This is a genomic window from Peteryoungia ipomoeae (genome assembly GCF_004912165.1).
GTDB lineage: Bacteria > Pseudomonadota > Alphaproteobacteria > Rhizobiales > Rhizobiaceae > Allorhizobium > Allorhizobium ipomoeae.
This window is the reverse complement of the sequence record NZ_STGV01000001.1, coordinates 760,620-775,637: the sequence shown is the minus strand read 5'-3', so window position 1 is coordinate 775,637 and position 15,018 is coordinate 760,620. Positions and strand designations below refer to the sequence as shown.

Genomic DNA, 15,018 nt, shown 5'->3' with positions numbered 1-15,018 from the left:
CGGTTCACCCTGATGGTCTTGACCGCAAGCGCTTTGACGCTCGCCGGTTGCCAGTCCGCGCCAACTGCCCCAAATCCCATGTCAACAGCACTCGAAGTGAGTGTCGAAGACGAGAGCCAGCCGGAAGCGCCAAAGGTGCAGCCGACCTCCCGGGATGGATATCCAAACTTCTCCGGCAACCTGTCGGCGGCGAGTGTCCAGATGGGCAATGAGGAAGCCGCCGCCCTGCAGCAGCAGTTGACGGCGTTATCGACCGCGCGCCAGTCTGGTGCCATCACGGAAGCGCAGTATCAGAGCCGGCTTGTCGAGCTCAGAAAGCTCGCAGCCCAGCATGGTGCCGACACACAGAAGGCGATTGCCAATTAACGCTTGCGCTTGGCGGGAAATTTTCGCAAAGCAGCGAGGCTGATGAGTGTCATTTCCTGTCGTCCTTTGTCTCTGCTGGCGGATTGAAGACAAGATTTGATCGCATTGTCTCATGAGGCATAAACTGGCGCTGCTTCGGTTCTGCGGTTCGTTGCGGAGCGCGTGATCACTGGTCAAAAACGAACCCGCCTGCGGCGAACAGTTTTCGTGCAGTTTCAGGGGTTGAAGATGGAAGAGTTTCACAAAGTTCGGCGGCTGCCGCCCTATGTTTTCGAACAGGTCAACCGTCTGAAAGCCAGCGCGCGAGCCGGTGGCGCCGACATTATCGATCTGGGCATGGGCAATCCCGATTTGCCGACCCCCCAGGCGATCGTCGACAAGCTCTGCGAAGTGGTCCAGGATCCGCGCACCCACCGCTATTCCTCGTCCAAGGGCATTCCCGGCCTGCGACGTGCTCAGGCCGCCTACTATGCGCGGCGGTTTAACGTAAAACTGAATCCGGATACGCAGGTTGTCGCGACACTTGGCTCCAAGGAGGGCTTTGCCAACATGGCACAGGCGATCACCGCGCCTGGCGACGTGATCCTTTGCCCGAATCCGACTTATCCGATCCACGCCTTCGGCTTCCTGATGACGGGTGGCGTGATCCGCTCGATCCCGATCGAGCCGGATGAGACATTCTTCCCACCGCTCGAGCGGGCCGTGCGTCATTCGATCCCCAAGCCGTTGGCGCTGATCATCAATTATCCGTCCAATCCGACGGCGCGGGTGGCGAGCCTCGACTTCTACAAGGACGTCATTGCCTTCGCAAAGAAGCACGACATCATCGTATTGTCGGATCTTGCCTATTCCGAAATCTATTTCGACGAGAAGAACCCGCCACCGTCCGTACTTGAGGTGCCGGGCGCCATGGATGTCGCCGTCGAGTTCACGTCGATGTCGAAGACATTCTCCATGCCGGGCTGGCGCATGGGCTTTGCCGTCGGCAATGAGCGCCTGATTGCCGCGCTGACCCGCGTCAAATCCTATCTCGACTACGGTGCCTTCACGCCGATCCAGGTTGCCGCGACGCATGCCTTGAATGGCGACGGTTCTGATATCGCCGAGGTGCGCAACGTCTACAAGCGCCGTCGCGATGTGATGGTTGAGAGCTTCGGCAAAGCCGGCTTTGACGTGCCGCCGCCGGATGCAACCATGTTCGCCTGGGCGAAAATTCCGGAAAAATTCCGCCATCTCGGATCGCTCGAATTCTCCAAGCTCCTGGTCGAAAAGGCCGACGTGGCCGTCGCACCGGGCATCGGATTTGGCGAGATGGGCGATGAATACGTTCGTCTGGCCCTGGTCGAGAACGAGCACCGCATCCGTCAGGCTGCACGCAACATCAAGAAGTTCCTGTCCTCTGCCGACGACACGCTTCACAACGTGATTTCCCTCAACGCCCATCGTTGAGGTAATCAGGGCGGCCCTGGTTCCGGGGCCGCTTCAAACTCCAGACAAACTTCAGGAATGCCTTATGGCTGATGCCCTTAAAATCGGCGTGGCGGGTCTTGGGACCGTCGGCGCTTCGCTTGTCCGTATCCTTGAGCAGCGCGCCAGCGCGCTGACCGTTGCCTGCGGGCGACCGATTACGGTTGCCGCGGTCTCCGCCCGCGACAAGACAAGAGATCGCGGCTTCGCCATGGAGGGGATCGCCTGGTTCGACGATCCGGTCGAGCTGGCTAACGAGGCCGATATCGATGTCTTTGTCGAGTTGGTTGGCGGCGCCGAAGGGGCAGCCGAGGCTTCCGTGCGCGCAGCGCTCAGCCGCGGCCTGCATGTGGTGACAGCCAACAAGGCGCTGCTTGCCCGTCATGGCGTCGAGCTCGCCAAGCTTGCCGAGGAAAAAAGCCGGCTTTTGAACTATGAAGCGGCGGTTGCCGGCGGCATCCCGGTCATCAAGACCCTGCGCGAGTCCCTGACCGGCAACAACTTCTCGCGCATCTATGGTATCATGAACGGCACCTGCAATTACATCCTGACGCGGATGGAGCGGGAAGGCCTATCCTTCAAGGATTGCCTCGCTGAAGCGCAGCGGCTGGGATATGCCGAAGCCGATCCGAGCTTTGATATCGAAGGCAATGACACGGCCCACAAGCTGTCGATCCTGACCACGCTTGCCTTCGGCTGCGAGATTGCGGCCGACCAGATCTATCTGGAGGGCATCACGAATATCTCGATCGAAGACATCAACGCTGCCGCCGATCTCGGCTATCGCATCAAGCTCCTGGGCGTTGCTCAGAAAACCGAAAGCGGCATAGAGCAGCGCGTTCACCCGACCATGGTGCCGCATGATTCCGTTATCGCGCAGGTGGACGGCGTGACCAATGCTGTGGCGCTGGAATCGGATATCCTCGGTGAACTGCTGATGGTCGGCCCTGGCGCCGGTGGCAACGCCACGGCATCGGCTGTTCTTGGCGATATCACGGATATTGCCAAGAGCCGCCCCGGTGCACAGAAGGTTCCGGTGCTCGGTCGCCCCGCCCATCTGCTTGAGCCCTATCGTCAGGCGGAGATGCAGAGCCACGAGGGTGGCTATTTCATCCGGCTGACCGTGCAGGATCGCACCGGCGTGTTTGCCAGCATCGCAACCCGGATGGCCGAGAACGCGATTTCACTCGAATCAATCGTTCAGCACGCCAAGGATGCCGCAGTTCCGGGCCAGCAGCAGACGATCATCCTGGTGACGCATGCGACGATGGAGAGTGCGGTGCGCAAGGCCGTGTCGGCGATCAAGGGCGAGGGGTATTTGATCGGAGAACCGCAGGTTATCCGCATCGAGAGACCAAAGAGCTGAGCCAACAGGTTTGCCTATCGTTTTCGACAGGGCGAACCTCGCCAAATGGCGAAACTCCGAGTAGTATTGCAGCATCATTTGGATTCTTGGGAGGGGGTCCGAAGTGATATGCACTGCGACACGGTTCACCTTTGCCCGCATGTCGGGCGAGCTGGATGGCCCGACCGACTCGCAATCGCCAGATTGTCTTTCCTCGGTCGCGGACGATATTGACGCCAGCGGTTCGACCAGCTGGCTCGGTTTGGGAACGGTCATCATGGTCATGGCTTTGCCGTTCGCACTGGTTGCCTGGCTATTCCGTTGAAATCCTGAAGATACCAAGAGGCCTCTGGCCATCTTCGCGTCGATCCGTATAGAAGAGGTTCTGGCGGTGGCTTGTACGCCGTCGACAAGTCGTGATCGATTGAGGACGGCTGCCGAAATCCGTCCGGAAGGTATCCATGCCAACCCAACCGGTAGACCCTGTAGACCGAGCATTCCTCGGCGTCGAACTTTCTGCGAGCGGTCAGCGCTGGGTGTCGCGCACTGACCAGGCCGGCGAAAACCGAGCGCTGGCGATGAGTCAGCTGCACGCGATCCCGGAGCTGGTGGCGCGCGTGCTGGCCGGCCGCGGTGTCGGTGTCGATGAAGCTTCCTCATTTCTCGATCCGACCATTCGTGGCTTGATGCCCGACCCTTCCAAGCTGACCGATTGTGATGCTGCAGCTCTTCGGATCGCAGAGGCCATTGAACGGAAGCAAAGGGTCGCGATTTTTGGCGACTACGATGTCGATGGCGCGGCCTCTTCCGCGCTGATGCATCGCTTCCTGGCGCATTTCGGACTTGAGGCGGAGATCTACATCCCGGACCGCATCTTTGAAGGGTATGGACCGAATGCGGCTGCGATCGACCAGTTGATCGAGCGCGGTGCCGAACTCCTGATCACGGTTGACTGTGGCTCGACCAGTATCGAGGCGCTGGGCGCTGCCGAGCGCCGTGGGACTGATGTCGTGATCATCGACCACCACCAGATGGGTCACGCGATGCCGACCTGCCATGCGCTGGTCAATCCGAATCGCGAGGACGATCTGTCGGGGCAGGGGCATTTGTGCGCCGCCGGCGTGGTGTTCATGGTGCTTGTCGCGACACTGCGTCTGCTGCGTGACAAGGGGCATCCATTTGCACGGTCTCTCGATCTGCTCGGTTGGCTTGATCTCGTCGCGCTGGCAACGGTTTGCGACGTGGTGCCGCTTAAGGGCCTCAATCGCGCATACGTAACGAAAGGTCTGATTGCCGCTCGCCACCAGAACAATGCCGGGCTTGCTGCACTTCTGCGCATCGCTGGAATTGGTGGGCCAGTCACACCGTATCATTTTGGCTTTCTGGTTGGGCCGAGAATCAATGCCGGTGGACGGATTGGCGATGCCGCCCTTGGGAGCCGTCTTTTGACGCTTGATGATACCGCTGAGGCCGACGCAATTGCCGCCAAGCTGGATGAGCTCAATCGCGAGCGCCAGGCTATGGAGGCCGTCATGCTGGCGGAAGCAGAAGCCGAAGCGATGGCGGAGTACGGGACCGGCGAAACTGCAGCTGTGATTGTGACGGCCAAGGAGCAGTGGCATCCGGGCATCGTCGGTCTTCTGGCTGCCCGGCTGAAGGAAAAATTCAAGCGGCCCGCCTTCGCAATTGCCTTCGATCCGTTGGGCAAGGGCACAGGCTCAGGCCGGTCGATCAACGGGTTCGATCTGGGGCGCATGGTCCGCGCGGCTGTTGACGAAGGGCTTCTCGTCAAGGGTGGTGGACATGCGATGGCGGCAGGCCTGACAGTGGATCGATCAAACCTGGGCCGGTTGCGTCACTTCTTCGACGAACAGGCCGCGTCGCAGGTGGCTGCGCTTGCGGCGAACCAGACGCTCAAGGTCGATGGTGCAATTGGCGCTTCGGGCGCAACACTGGCACTTGTGGACCAGCTGGAGGCAGCTGGGCCGTATGGGTCTGGTCATCCGCAGCCTGTGTTTGCCGTGCCGCTGCACCGTTTGCGCGATGTCCGCCCGGTTGGTACGACTCACATCAAGATTACGCTTGAAGGCATGGATGGCAGCAGGCTCGACGGCATCGCCTTCCGCGCCGCCGAAACCGATCTCGGCCGGTTCCTGGTGGCGAACAAAGGCAACCAGGTCCATGTGGCCGGCAATCTCAGCGCCGACCACTGGCAGGGCAATCGCCGGGTGCAGTTTCGCGTGCTCGATGCTGCGGGAACCAAGCTGATCGCATGATGATGTCAGGGAAAGATCGAAGTGGCACGCCCTAGGGGAGTCGAACCCCTCTTCCCAGAATGAAAATCTGGTGTCCTAACCGATAGACGAAGGGCGCGTGCGCTTCGGTGGCGCCCTTATGACCAAATCCCTGGAGTGATGCAAGCAGTTTCCACTGGATTTCGAAGGTTTTTCCACAGGGCGAAATGATTCCCACGACAGGGAAAAACAAGGAAATGCAGAGGCTTGCCTAAAGGCAGCCAACTCTTATCCACACTGTCTGGAGACATCCGAAGTGGCACGCCCTAGGGGAGTCGAACCCCTCTTCCCAGAATGAAAATCTGGTGTCCTAACCGATAGACGAAGGGCGCGTGCGCTTCGGTGACGCCCTTATGACCAAAAGCAGGGGGCGACGCAAGAGGGGTGCGCAGAAAATACGACAGTTTTTTCACAGTCGCGAGGAATTCGCAGTCTGCGAAAAAGGCAAGCAGCACCAAAGCCTTAGGCGATGACGGGTAAATTTTCATGACTGAGGAGAAAAGATCGAAGTGGCACGCCCTAGGGGAGTCGAACCCCTCTTCCCAGAATGAAAATCTGGTGTCCTAACCGATAGACGAAGGGCGCGTGCGCTTCGGTGGCGCCCTTATAGTCAGACTAAGCGGGGGCTGCAAGCGTGAATTTTCAATTTTTCCCGCAAAATGCGCTTTGCCAATCTGGTGCGGGTGAACACCGGTCATCCGCCTTGATATCAGGGGGATGCGGGCTGCGCAGCGCTCTTCTTGCCGCCGGATAGAAGCTTTGAGAGTGAAGGAAGCCAGGCCTTTTTTGTTGCTGGCGCTGGGCCCTGATCTGTCGGTCCGGCTATCTCACTCTCTGTTTCCGGGACTGCATCAAGAGCAACCAGCTGCGCCTCCGTTATCTCGACCGCTTCTGCTGGCGCCACAGGCGGCTCGCGAAGGGCTAAAATCTTGCGCTTCGGACGCGGATCCGACAGCTTGCGCAAGACCGGCGCTTCATCATCCACCGTTGGCGAAGCAATTGGTCGAGTCGCCGCTGGCGCCGGTGCAGGCTGCTCGTTCTGATTGGCCGCAACTGTCGGGCTGAACAGGCTTTTGCTGGTCGCCTGGACGCCGACCCTCGGCAATTCTGCGGGCAGAAGACTGGACCCGCTAACCGTGGTCTCCGAGGGAGGTGCGGTTGCGGCCCCCTGACCGGCGGCAAAAATGCTGTTTGACCCAGCGCGAACCCCTGTGGGCTGCATCGTGAGCTCACCAAGATCTGCGGCTATCGGTGCGGCTGCACCCAGCGTCTGCTGCGTGCCCTGCAGTTGCGCCAGAACCTCTGGCGGTGGCTCCGCGATTTCGGTGTGGGCGGCGGCCATGGGCCTGCTGTGGCCGGTGAGGCGAGGTGATGCTGATTCTCTCAACGGAAGCGCGCCGGACGGTTGTGCACCTGTCTTGCCCTGCACCGAGACCATAGGGTCGCGGTACGTCCCGTTTTGCAGCACCTCCGGGGAGGGTGTGGCAGGATCGGACGTTGCGTCCACCGTCAATAGGTCAACGGGATTCGTCTGGCAGCCGGAAAGAGCGAGGCAGGCAACCAAAACTGCGGCGAAGCCCGAGGGCAGGTCGTAAGGAGGGACAGTCGTCATGGCGGTCTCGCTCGGATTCCCGTTTGAGGGAGGAGGGCGAACTTCGCCCTCCCGTATCCATGCGAGATTAGCGGCGCAAACTTGCGCGAGGCGGATTACCAGGCGCCGGTATTCTGCATCGAAGCCCAGGGTTCCTGTGCTGCCAAGCTCTCCCCCTTTTGCAGGATCTCGATCGAGATTCCGTCGGGAGAGCGGACAAAAGCCATGTGCCCGTCGCGCGGCGGACGGTTGATGGTGACGCCGTTGTCCATCAGCTTCTGGCAAATGGCATAGATATCATCGACCTCATAGGCGAGATGGCCGAAATTGCGTCCGCCCGTATAATCCTCGGTGTCCCAATTGTAGGTGAGCTCCAGGCATGGCGCCATATCTCCCTTGGCTCGATCGGCGTCCTCGGCTGCAGCAAGGAAGACCAGCGTAAAGCGTCCCTTTTCATTCTCGATTCGGCGAATTTCCGTCAGTCCGAAAAGCTCGCAGTAGAAGTGCAGGGAGGCATCCAGGTCCTTCACGCGGACCATCGTATGTAAGTAGCGCATTGCAAGTTCTCCTATGGCGTGACGGATATGGGGCCGGCGACAGTTTCGAGCAAGGCTGTGCGGGCAAAAGCACCTGGTGAAATGTGAAACAAGGGCTTGCGCAACCGCATTAAGCAAATGTTAATCTGAATCTCAAGGAATCAGTTAACTAAGCAAATGTGACGCGTATTCGAGGGGCTTGGGGAATGGCGGACAGAATATCATCGAAGGGGCTCGGTGGATTCGAGGAAGTGTCCGGCGAAGCCGTTGACCTGCTGGAGATTACCGGTGTGGTCAAGTGGTTTGATGTCGCCAAGGGTTTTGGCTTCATCGTACCCGATAACGGTATGCAAGATGTCCTTCTCCATGTCACGTGCCTGCGCCGAGATGGCTATCAGACGATCCTCGAGGGCACGCGCATCGTCGCGCTGATCCAGAGACGCGATCGCGGATATCAGGCCTTTCGCATTCTTTCCATGGACCAGTCGACTGCGGTGCATCCTTCCCAGATGCCGCCGATGCGGACGCATGTTCAGGTAACCCCGACAAGCGGGCTTGAGCGGGTCTTGGTCAAATGGTTTAATCGCACCAAGGGCTTCGGCTTCCTGACGCGCGGCGAGGGCACTGAAGACATCTTCGTGCACATGGAAACTTTGCGCCGTTTTGGTCTGACGGAGTTGCGTCCGGGCCAGACCGTTCTGGTCCGCTTCGGACCCGGCGACAAAGGGCTGATGGCCGCCGAAATCCATCCGGACAATCCGGGTCCGGCACTTCGGGCGCACTAAGAGCATGGTGTTTTTGAAGACATTTAGAGGAAGCGCCCTGGTGGCGCTTTTTCTGTGTTTGGCTGCAGCCGCGTCCTGGCTTCTCCCAATGCGCTCGGCGGCCGATGTGGTGTTCGACAAGGGGCGCCTTCAGATGACGCTAACGACTGGCGAAATCGTCAGCCTCGACGTCGAATGGGCTTTGACTGCCGACCAGCGCGCCCGCGGGCTGATGGGTCGGGAGCGATTGGCCGATGATGAGGGAATGCTTTTCGATTTCGGCGTAACCCGCATGGTGACCATGTGGATGGAAAACACCATCCTGTCGCTCGACATGGTGTTTATCGATGAGGAGGGGCGCGTCGTGCGTGTTGCAGAGCGGACAGTTCCCTTCTCCCGCGACATCGTCGGTTCAGGCGTTCCTGTGCGCTATGTGCTGGAGATTCGTGCCGGGCGTGCTTCCGAGCTTGGCATTGCCGAAGGCGCGAGATTGGTCCTGCCCTTGGACTATGCGACAGACGCCAAACCCTGACTGCTGAATTATTCTGTGAAATCAACTGGAGAAAACACGGTTTTTGCTGTTGCAGGGCGAGAGGGAACCGTGTATCCCCACACTCATCGCTGGAGCGGAGTGTAGCGCAGTCTGGTAGCGCATCTGGTTTGGGACCAGAGGGTCGGGAGTTCGAATCTCTCCACTCCGACCAGCGATGAAAAACCTTGGCCCTTGGGGCAAAGGTGAGGAAGGGCGGCGGGCTGCCTCGCCGTCATTGGCTTCAAGACGGATGAGTGTCATGTCTGCAAAGATCTACCGCCCGGCAAAAACCGCCATGCAGTCCGGCAAAGCCAAGACCCATCTGTGGGTTCTCGAGTTCGACCAGGCCGTGCCACGGCGTATCGATCCGATGATGGGTTACACGACCTCCGCCGACACCCGCCAGCAGGTCAAGCTGCTGTTCGATACCTTGGAACAGGCCGAGGCTTACGCCAAGCGCGAGAACATCGACTACCGCGTGATCCTGCCGAAGGAAGCCAAGCGCCAGGTTGTGTCCTACACGGACAATTTCCGCTACAGCCGCCTGCAGCCCTGGACACACTAACGCTCTCTCGCCGGTTCCGGGCTCGGAACAGGCTGATCCGGTCCCTTAGCTCAGCTGGATAGAGCAAGTGCCTTCTAAGCACTAGGTCGTAGGTTCGAGCCCTACAGGGATCGCCATTCCCCATTTAAGTCCTTGTTTCTTTTGTAGGTGCGACCGACCGGGTCGGTTGCCTTGCGTTTGCGTGGCGTCTGTCATTGCGCTGAAAATCTCTGTGCGATGACGCGGGCATGCCAACCATTTGGAAACCCTTGGTCCTGATAATGGCGCTAACGAGAGGTTAACCATGTCATCTGCCGCATCCAGCCGTCGAGCTCCCAACAAGCGTCGCAAGTCGAGCCGATCTTCCGCGCGCGCAAGCGGGCAGGGCATGACGTCCTGGCTGGTTTTGCTCGGCCTCGTCGCAGGCGGGATCGGGCTCTACGAGAACAGGGATGCCGTGCTGCGAACGCTGAAGCCTTATGGCTTCGAGCAGCGGCGAGAAACACGGGACCAGGCGTCGGAGACTGCGCAATCGACGCGCAAACGCGATACCCAGCCCAAGGAAACCGGTGTGGCCCGCGCGCCTGTTCCGCCGAAACCCGTGCCGGGCACCTCCGCCGCCTTGGCCGCACCGAAGCCCAAGGCGACAGCAGAGTCCTCCGCGGGGACGGCGCTTGCCGGCGCCTCCGGACCCTTCTATTTCTGCGGGACATCCGGGCTCGATATGTGCGTCACCAGTGGAGACAGTTTCTGGTACAAGAAGAAACGCTATGTTCTCGCCGATGTCGTGGCGCCGCGTATTGATGATGCGGGCTGCGCCCAGGAGCGGCAAGTCGGGTTTGCCTCGAAGGTCAGACTGCGCGCCCTGCTCAACGCCGGCCGGTTTGATCTGGAGCCGCTCGGCGGAGCGGCCGCAGCCGGCAGTAGCGCCTTGCGGGTTGCGACGCGGAATGGGCGATCACTGGGGTCCATGCTTGTCTCAGAAGGTCTTGCAAAGCCGCGCGCGGTCAAAGCCGACATTTGGTGCCGCTAAGCCAGGCTTCGCTCTCTGATCACAAGCGTTTAGGGCCCATACAGAAAAGCCCGCCGGTCAAACGACCAGCGGGCTTTTCTGTGTGACAGTGCAATTTCAGTGCAGGATCTGGCTGAGGAACAGCTTGGTGCGCTCATGTTGCGGATTGTCGAAGAATTCCGCCGGGGCGTTCTGCTCAACAATCTGCCCCTGGTCCATGAAGATCACGCGGTCGGCAACCTGACGGGCGAAGCCCATTTCGTGCGTCACGCAAAGCATGGTCATGCCCTCTTCGGCAAGGCCAACCATGGTGTCCAGCACTTCCTTGACCATCTCCGGGTCGAGGGCCGATGTCGGCTCGTCGAAGAGCATGATCTTCGGCTTCATGCAGAGCGCGCGCGCAATCGCAACGCGCTGCTGCTGTCCGCCTGAAAGTTGTCCGGGGTATTTGTTGGCCTGTTCCGGAATCTTGACGCGTTCCAGGAAGTGCATGGCAATGGCCTCGGCTTCCTTCTTCGGCATCTTGCGCACCCAGATTGGCGCCAGCGTGCAGTTTTCCAGGATCGTCAGATGCGGAAAAAGGTTGAAGTGCTGGAAGACCATGCCGACTTCACGCCGGACTTCATCGATCTTCTTCAGATCGTTCGTCAGCTCGATATTGTCGACAATGATCCGGCCGGACTGATGTTCTTCCAGCCGGTTGATGCAGCGGATCATCGTAGACTTGCCCGAACCGGACGGACCGGCGATGACGATCCGCTCGCCTTTGTTGACGGTCAAGTCAATGTCGCGCAGCACGTGAAAATCGCCGTACCACTTGTTCATCTGGATAAGTTGAACCGCGGCATTGGCTGATGCGGCAGGGGTGATTGTGTTGGGCTGAGCCATGGGTTGCTCCCGTCGTTTATCGTGTGTGTCCGGTATCAAGATGGCGCTCCATGAATGCCGAATAACGCGACATTCCAAAACAGAAGATCCAGAAAATGACACCAGCGAAAATGAGGCCTGTCAGCGGTGTGACGGGCGTGATCCAGGTTGTATCGGTAAAGTTCAAGCGCACGATCCCGAGCAGATCGAACATGCCGATGATCGACACAAGAGACGTATCCTTGAAGAGGCCGATAAAGGTGTTGACGATACCCGGGATAACCAGCTTCAGCGCCTGCGGCATGATGATCAGTCTGATCTTCTGCCAGTAGCTGAGACCCAGTGAATCGGCACCTTCCGACTGTCCCTTTGGAATTGCCTGCAGGCCACCGCGCACGACTTCGGCCATGTAAGCAGAGGCAAACAGCGCGACGCCGACCAATGCACGCAGGAAATTGTCGATCGTCCAGCCCGTGGGCAGAAACAGCGGCAGCATCACGTTCGCCATGAAGAGAACGCTGATCAGTGGCACGCCGCGGATGATCTCGATGAAGCCGACGCAAAGCATGCGAATGACAGGCAGATGCGACCGGCGGCCAAGAGCAAGGAGAATACCGATCGGCAGCGAGACGGCGATGCCGACAAAGGAGAGGATCAGTGTGACCATCAGGCCGCCCCAGAGCGGTGTTTCGACGCGCTCGAGACCGAAGACGTCGCCGTGCAGCAGGAAGTATGCGGCGATCGGAAAGATCACGAAGAGTACCAGTGCATTGAGCCCTTTGGCAGGGGCCTTGGGAATCAGCATCGGCACCAACAGCGCCGCGAAGACCAGCATCACGAGCATAGGCCGCCAGCGTTCATCAAGCGGATAACGCCCGAACATGAATTGTTCGATGCGGTCTCCGACAAAGGCCCAGCACGCGCCAGACCAGCCGTCCGGTTGAATGCCCCCCTGCGCAACGGTGGCGCAGACGCTGCGATCGCTGCCAGTCCAGACGGCATTGATGAAAAGCCAGTCAATAATCCCAGGCAGCATCCAGAAAAGCAGAAGCACGCCAAGGATTGTAAGAAGGATGTCGCGTGGCGTCGCGAGTAGGTTTGCCTGCACCCAGCCAATTACGGAACTTGAGCTGGTGGGGGCTGGCTTCGGGTCCAGCATGGCTGAACGGACATAGGCAAGGTTGGTGGAAGTGGTGGTGTCATTCATGATCTTATCTCTCCACCAGGGCCATCTTGGCGTTGAACCAGTTCATGAACATCGAGGTGGCTATGCTGATAGCAAGATAGACCGACAGCATGATCGAGATCGCCTCGACCGCCTGTCCGGTCTGGTTCAGCGTCGTGCTCGTCGTCGAAAACAGTTCGGGAAAGCCAACGGCGACGCCCAGCGACGAGTTTTTCGTCAGGTTCAGGTACTGGCTTGTCAGCGGCGGAATGATGATGCGCATGGCCTGCGGCACGATCACGAGGCGTGTCGTGGTCGACGGCTGAAGGCCGAGTGCGGCGGATGCCTCAGACTGCCCTTTCGGCACGGCCTTGATGCCGGCACGGATCACTTCGGCAATGAAGGAGGCCGTGTAGATCGAAAGCGCGAGATAGATGGCAACAAATTCCGGCAGGACCGCCGCGCCACCACGGATGTTGAAGCGGCTGGCCTCGGGGATGTCGAAGCTCAAGGGTGATCCGGCCGCAAGGAAAGCGACGAGCGGAATGCCGACAATTAGCCCCAGGCCGGTCCAGCCGGTGCGAAATTGCTGCCCAGTCGCCATCTGCCTCTTCTTCGCCCAGCGCGCAACGATGACGGTCAGGATAACTGCTAGGAGAAGAGCGACAGGCACGACCCAGGCGGTTTCACCCCAGATGGGTTTTGGCATCGTGAGGCCGCGATTGTTGAGGAATATGCTGAAGGGCAGGGCAATGGAATCGCGCACCTGCGGAAGGGTGTCGATGACCGCCTTGTAGAAGAAAAAGATGATCAGCAGGACGGGAATGTTGCGGAACACTTCGACATAGATCGTGCAGATCTTCGCGATGAGCCAGTTGTGCGACAGCCGACCTATACCCACGGCAAAGCCGATGATGGTGGCAGTGAAGATGCCGAGCACCGCGATCAGGATTGTGTTGAGGAAGCCGACGAGGATTGCACGGCCGTAGGTCGAGTCATTGGTGTAGTAAATCAGCGACTGGCCAATGTCGAAGCCCGCACGCCCGTTGAGAAAGCCGTAGCCCGATGCTGTGCCGGAGCGCGCAAGGTTCTCGGTGGTGTTCTGGACGATCCAGAAACCGACAAGGACCACGATGATGAGCGTCAGGATCTGGAAAAAGATCCCGCGGACCTTGGGATCGTATACGAGTGATTGTATCGAAGCGCTGCCAGAAGGCGCGACAGCCGATTGATCTGCCATTCTAGTGTGTCCCCGCGGCCCCTCATGGGCCTGTTGTTTTGTTTTTTTTCAGTCAAGATGAACGAGGCGGCCGAAGCCGCCTCGCTGTCGTCTGTCAGCCGATCAACGAACCGGCGGAGCGTACTGCAGGCCGCCCTTGCTCCAGAGAGCGTTGAGGCCACGCGCGATCTTCAGCGGGCTGCCTTCGCCGATATTGCGCTCAAAGACTTCGCCATAGTTGCCGACGCCCTTGATGACGTTGTAGGCCCACTCATTGGTCAGACCGAGGTCGGTACCGATCTTGGTGTCGGCTTCGGTGCCGAGGAAGCGCTTCACGTCAGGGTTTTCGGAGCTGCCCTTGATCTCGTCGATGTTGGCCTGGGTGATGCCGAATTCTTCGGCCTGTACCAGCGCGTAGCCGGCCCAGGTAACGATGTCGAACCACTGGTCGTCACCCTGGCGAACGGCCGGACCGAGCGGCTCCTTCGAGATGATTTCCGGCAGAATGACGTGCTCGTCCGGGTTGGACAGAGCAAGACGGGTAGCATAGAGGCCGGACTGGTCGGTCGTGTAGACGTCGCAACGGCCCGCCTGGTAGGCGGCGTTCACTTCTTCGAGCTTTTCGAAGACGACCGGGTTGTATTCCAGCTTGTTGGACTTGAAATAATCCGCGAGGTTAAGTTCCGTCGTTGTGCCGGACTGTACGCAGACAGCAGCGCCGGAGAGCTCAAGAGCCGACTTTACGTTAAGGGACTTCGGGACCATGAAGCCCTGGCCGTCATAATAGTTTACGTAACGGAAGTTGAAGCCGAGCGACGTGTCGCGGCTGATGGTCCAGGTGGTGTTACGAGCCAAAAGGTCGACTTCACCCGACTGAAGGGCGGTAAAACGGTTCTGGGCGGTGGTCGGCGTGTACTTGACCTTGGTCGCATCGCCGAAAACGGCTGCCGCGACGGCCTTGCAGTAATCAACGTCGAAGCCGGTCCAGTTGCCGGCTGCATCAGGAGCTGCAAAGCCTGCAAGACCCGTGTTCACGCCGCACTGGACGAAACCCTTGGCCTTGACGTCGTCGAGCGTCGCAGCGCTCGCAGCCGATGCGCCAAATCCCAAAACGGCAGCGCCGATTGCGACTGACAGGAACTTGTTGTTCATTTTCTTCCCAACCTTTTTCTCTTGTTTTCCTGCGATGGGGTTCAGCCGCGCGGCGGCGCCAGCCATCGGCTCGGAGCCTCCCGGTCCGAGCGTTCCTATCACAGTCGTAAATGGGTGCATGGTCAAGTCTTTATGGAACAGGCTGCCCAGAAAATGGATATTTT

General features: G+C 59.3%; 15 protein-coding genes and 5 tRNA genes. 11 read left to right on the top strand and 9 right to left on the bottom strand.

Annotated features, from left to right (window positions below):
* Positions 1-78 precede the first annotated feature (78 nt).
* The 5 genes from FAA97_RS03720 to recJ all read left to right on the top strand — a co-directional run bounded on the left by FAA97_RS03720 (position 79) and on the right by recJ (position 5,454).
* Positions 79-366, top strand: a complete 288-nt coding sequence (locus tag FAA97_RS03720) for a hypothetical protein (protein ID WP_136597164.1) — start codon at positions 79-81, stop codon at positions 364-366.
* Between the two features lie 228 nt (positions 367-594).
* Positions 595-1,815 carry an LL-diaminopimelate aminotransferase gene (locus tag FAA97_RS03715; RefSeq protein ID WP_136597163.1) on the top strand — a complete coding sequence of 407 codons (1,221 nt, stop codon included), beginning with the start codon at positions 595-597 and terminating at the stop codon, positions 1,813-1,815.
* A gap of 64 nt (positions 1,816-1,879) precedes the next feature.
* A complete protein-coding gene (locus tag FAA97_RS03710) occupies positions 1,880-3,199 on the top strand; it encodes a homoserine dehydrogenase (RefSeq protein ID WP_136597162.1) in 1,320 nt (439 codons plus the stop codon).
* 103 nt (positions 3,200-3,302) lie between these two features.
* Positions 3,303-3,503, top strand: coding sequence for a hypothetical protein (locus tag FAA97_RS03705; protein ID WP_136597161.1), 201 nt, complete (start codon positions 3,303-3,305; stop codon positions 3,501-3,503).
* Positions 3,504-3,639: 136 nt separating this feature from the next.
* A complete protein-coding gene (recJ, locus tag FAA97_RS03700) occupies positions 3,640-5,454 on the top strand; it encodes a single-stranded-DNA-specific exonuclease RecJ (protein WP_136597160.1) in 1,815 nt (604 codons plus the stop codon).
* Positions 5,455-5,476: 22 nt separating this feature from the next.
* Here the strand turns inward: recJ and FAA97_RS03695 are convergent.
* The 5 genes from FAA97_RS03695 to gloA form a co-directional block, all read right to left on the bottom strand.
* Positions 5,477-5,551 (bottom strand) — tRNA-Glu (locus tag FAA97_RS03695).
* Between the two features lie 178 nt (positions 5,552-5,729).
* A tRNA-Glu gene (locus FAA97_RS03690) sits at positions 5,730-5,804 on the bottom strand.
* Between the two features lie 178 nt (positions 5,805-5,982).
* A tRNA-Glu gene (locus FAA97_RS03685) sits at positions 5,983-6,057 on the bottom strand.
* Positions 6,058-6,181: 124 nt separating this feature from the next.
* Complete coding sequence (locus FAA97_RS03680; RefSeq protein WP_136597159.1) at positions 6,182-7,084, bottom strand: hypothetical protein; 903 nt, start codon at positions 7,082-7,084, stop codon at positions 6,182-6,184.
* A 95-nt stretch (positions 7,085-7,179) separates the two neighbouring features.
* A complete protein-coding gene (gloA, locus tag FAA97_RS03675; protein WP_136597158.1) occupies positions 7,180-7,620 on the bottom strand; it encodes a lactoylglutathione lyase in 441 nt (146 codons plus the stop codon).
* A 185-nt stretch (positions 7,621-7,805) separates the two neighbouring features.
* Here gloA and FAA97_RS03670 point away from each other — a divergent pair, with 185 nt between their 5' ends.
* The 6 genes from FAA97_RS03670 to FAA97_RS03645 all read left to right on the top strand — a co-directional run bounded on the left by FAA97_RS03670 (position 7,806) and on the right by FAA97_RS03645 (position 10,472).
* Complete coding sequence (locus FAA97_RS03670) at positions 7,806-8,384, top strand: cold-shock protein (RefSeq protein WP_136597157.1); 579 nt, start codon at positions 7,806-7,808, stop codon at positions 8,382-8,384.
* A 40-nt stretch (positions 8,385-8,424) separates the two neighbouring features.
* Entirely contained in the window at positions 8,425-8,895 is a 471-nt protein-coding gene (locus tag FAA97_RS03665) for a DUF192 domain-containing protein (RefSeq protein WP_246041326.1), read from the top strand.
* 95 nt (positions 8,896-8,990) lie between these two features.
* A tRNA-Pro gene (locus FAA97_RS03660) sits at positions 8,991-9,067 on the top strand.
* Positions 9,068-9,154: 87 nt separating this feature from the next.
* Positions 9,155-9,460 carry an ETC complex I subunit gene (locus FAA97_RS03655; RefSeq protein ID WP_136597155.1) on the top strand — a complete coding sequence of 102 codons (306 nt, stop codon included), beginning with the start codon at positions 9,155-9,157 and terminating at the stop codon, positions 9,458-9,460.
* A 39-nt stretch (positions 9,461-9,499) separates the two neighbouring features.
* Positions 9,500-9,576 (top strand) — tRNA-Arg (locus tag FAA97_RS03650).
* A 167-nt stretch (positions 9,577-9,743) separates the two neighbouring features.
* A complete protein-coding gene (locus tag FAA97_RS03645) occupies positions 9,744-10,472 on the top strand; it encodes a nuclease (RefSeq protein WP_136597154.1) in 729 nt (242 codons plus the stop codon).
* Between the two features lie 96 nt (positions 10,473-10,568).
* Here the strand turns inward: FAA97_RS03645 and FAA97_RS03640 are convergent, their stop codons facing one another.
* From FAA97_RS03640 to FAA97_RS03625, 4 genes are all read right to left on the bottom strand, one after another.
* Positions 10,569-11,339, bottom strand: coding sequence for an amino acid ABC transporter ATP-binding protein (locus tag FAA97_RS03640; protein WP_136597153.1), 771 nt, complete (start codon positions 11,337-11,339; stop codon positions 10,569-10,571).
* 16 nt (positions 11,340-11,355) lie between these two features.
* Positions 11,356-12,525 (bottom strand): amino acid ABC transporter permease, encoded by a 1,170-nt coding sequence (locus tag FAA97_RS03635; protein ID WP_136597152.1) that lies wholly within the window; start codon positions 12,523-12,525, stop codon positions 11,356-11,358.
* A 4-nt stretch (positions 12,526-12,529) separates the two neighbouring features.
* On the bottom strand, positions 12,530-13,723 hold the full coding sequence (locus tag FAA97_RS03630) for an amino acid ABC transporter permease (protein WP_136597151.1): 1,194 nt from the start codon (positions 13,721-13,723) through the stop codon (positions 12,530-12,532).
* A gap of 102 nt (positions 13,724-13,825) precedes the next feature.
* Positions 13,826-14,854 (bottom strand): amino acid ABC transporter substrate-binding protein, encoded by a 1,029-nt coding sequence (locus tag FAA97_RS03625; protein WP_136597150.1) that lies wholly within the window; start codon positions 14,852-14,854, stop codon positions 13,826-13,828.
* Between the last annotated feature and the right edge of the window lie 164 nt (positions 14,855-15,018).

What these genes read in the sequence shown, in the direction of transcription:
- FAA97_RS03645 (WP_136597154.1), top strand. Translation starts at nt 9,744, where the DNA reads ATGTCATCTGCCGCATCCAGCCGTCGAGCTCCCAACAAGCGTCGCAAG.
- FAA97_RS03635 (WP_136597152.1), bottom strand. Translation starts at nt 12,525, where the DNA reads ATGAATGACACCACCACTTCCACCAACCTTGCCTATGTCCGTTCAGCC.
- FAA97_RS03670 (WP_136597157.1), top strand. Translation starts at nt 7,806, where the DNA reads ATGGCGGACAGAATATCATCGAAGGGGCTCGGTGGATTCGAGGAAGTG.
- FAA97_RS03715 (WP_136597163.1), top strand. Translation starts at nt 595, where the DNA reads ATGGAAGAGTTTCACAAAGTTCGGCGGCTGCCGCCCTATGTTTTCGAA.
- FAA97_RS03630 (WP_136597151.1), bottom strand. Translation starts at nt 13,723, where the DNA reads ATGGCAGATCAATCGGCTGTCGCGCCTTCTGGCAGCGCTTCGATACAA.
- FAA97_RS03625 (WP_136597150.1), bottom strand. Translation starts at nt 14,854, where the DNA reads ATGAACAACAAGTTCCTGTCAGTCGCAATCGGCGCTGCCGTTTTGGGA.
- FAA97_RS03640 (WP_136597153.1), bottom strand. Translation starts at nt 11,339, where the DNA reads ATGGCTCAGCCCAACACAATCACCCCTGCCGCATCAGCCAATGCCGCG.
- recJ (WP_136597160.1), top strand. Translation starts at nt 3,640, where the DNA reads ATGCCAACCCAACCGGTAGACCCTGTAGACCGAGCATTCCTCGGCGTC.
- gloA (WP_136597158.1), bottom strand. Translation starts at nt 7,620, where the DNA reads ATGCGCTACTTACATACGATGGTCCGCGTGAAGGACCTGGATGCCTCC.
- FAA97_RS03720 (WP_136597164.1), top strand. Translation starts at nt 79, where the DNA reads ATGTCAACAGCACTCGAAGTGAGTGTCGAAGACGAGAGCCAGCCGGAA.
- FAA97_RS03680 (WP_136597159.1), bottom strand. Translation starts at nt 7,084, where the DNA reads ATGACGACTGTCCCTCCTTACGACCTGCCCTCGGGCTTCGCCGCAGTT.
- FAA97_RS03655 (WP_136597155.1), top strand. Translation starts at nt 9,155, where the DNA reads ATGTCTGCAAAGATCTACCGCCCGGCAAAAACCGCCATGCAGTCCGGC.
- FAA97_RS03710 (WP_136597162.1), top strand. Translation starts at nt 1,880, where the DNA reads ATGGCTGATGCCCTTAAAATCGGCGTGGCGGGTCTTGGGACCGTCGGC.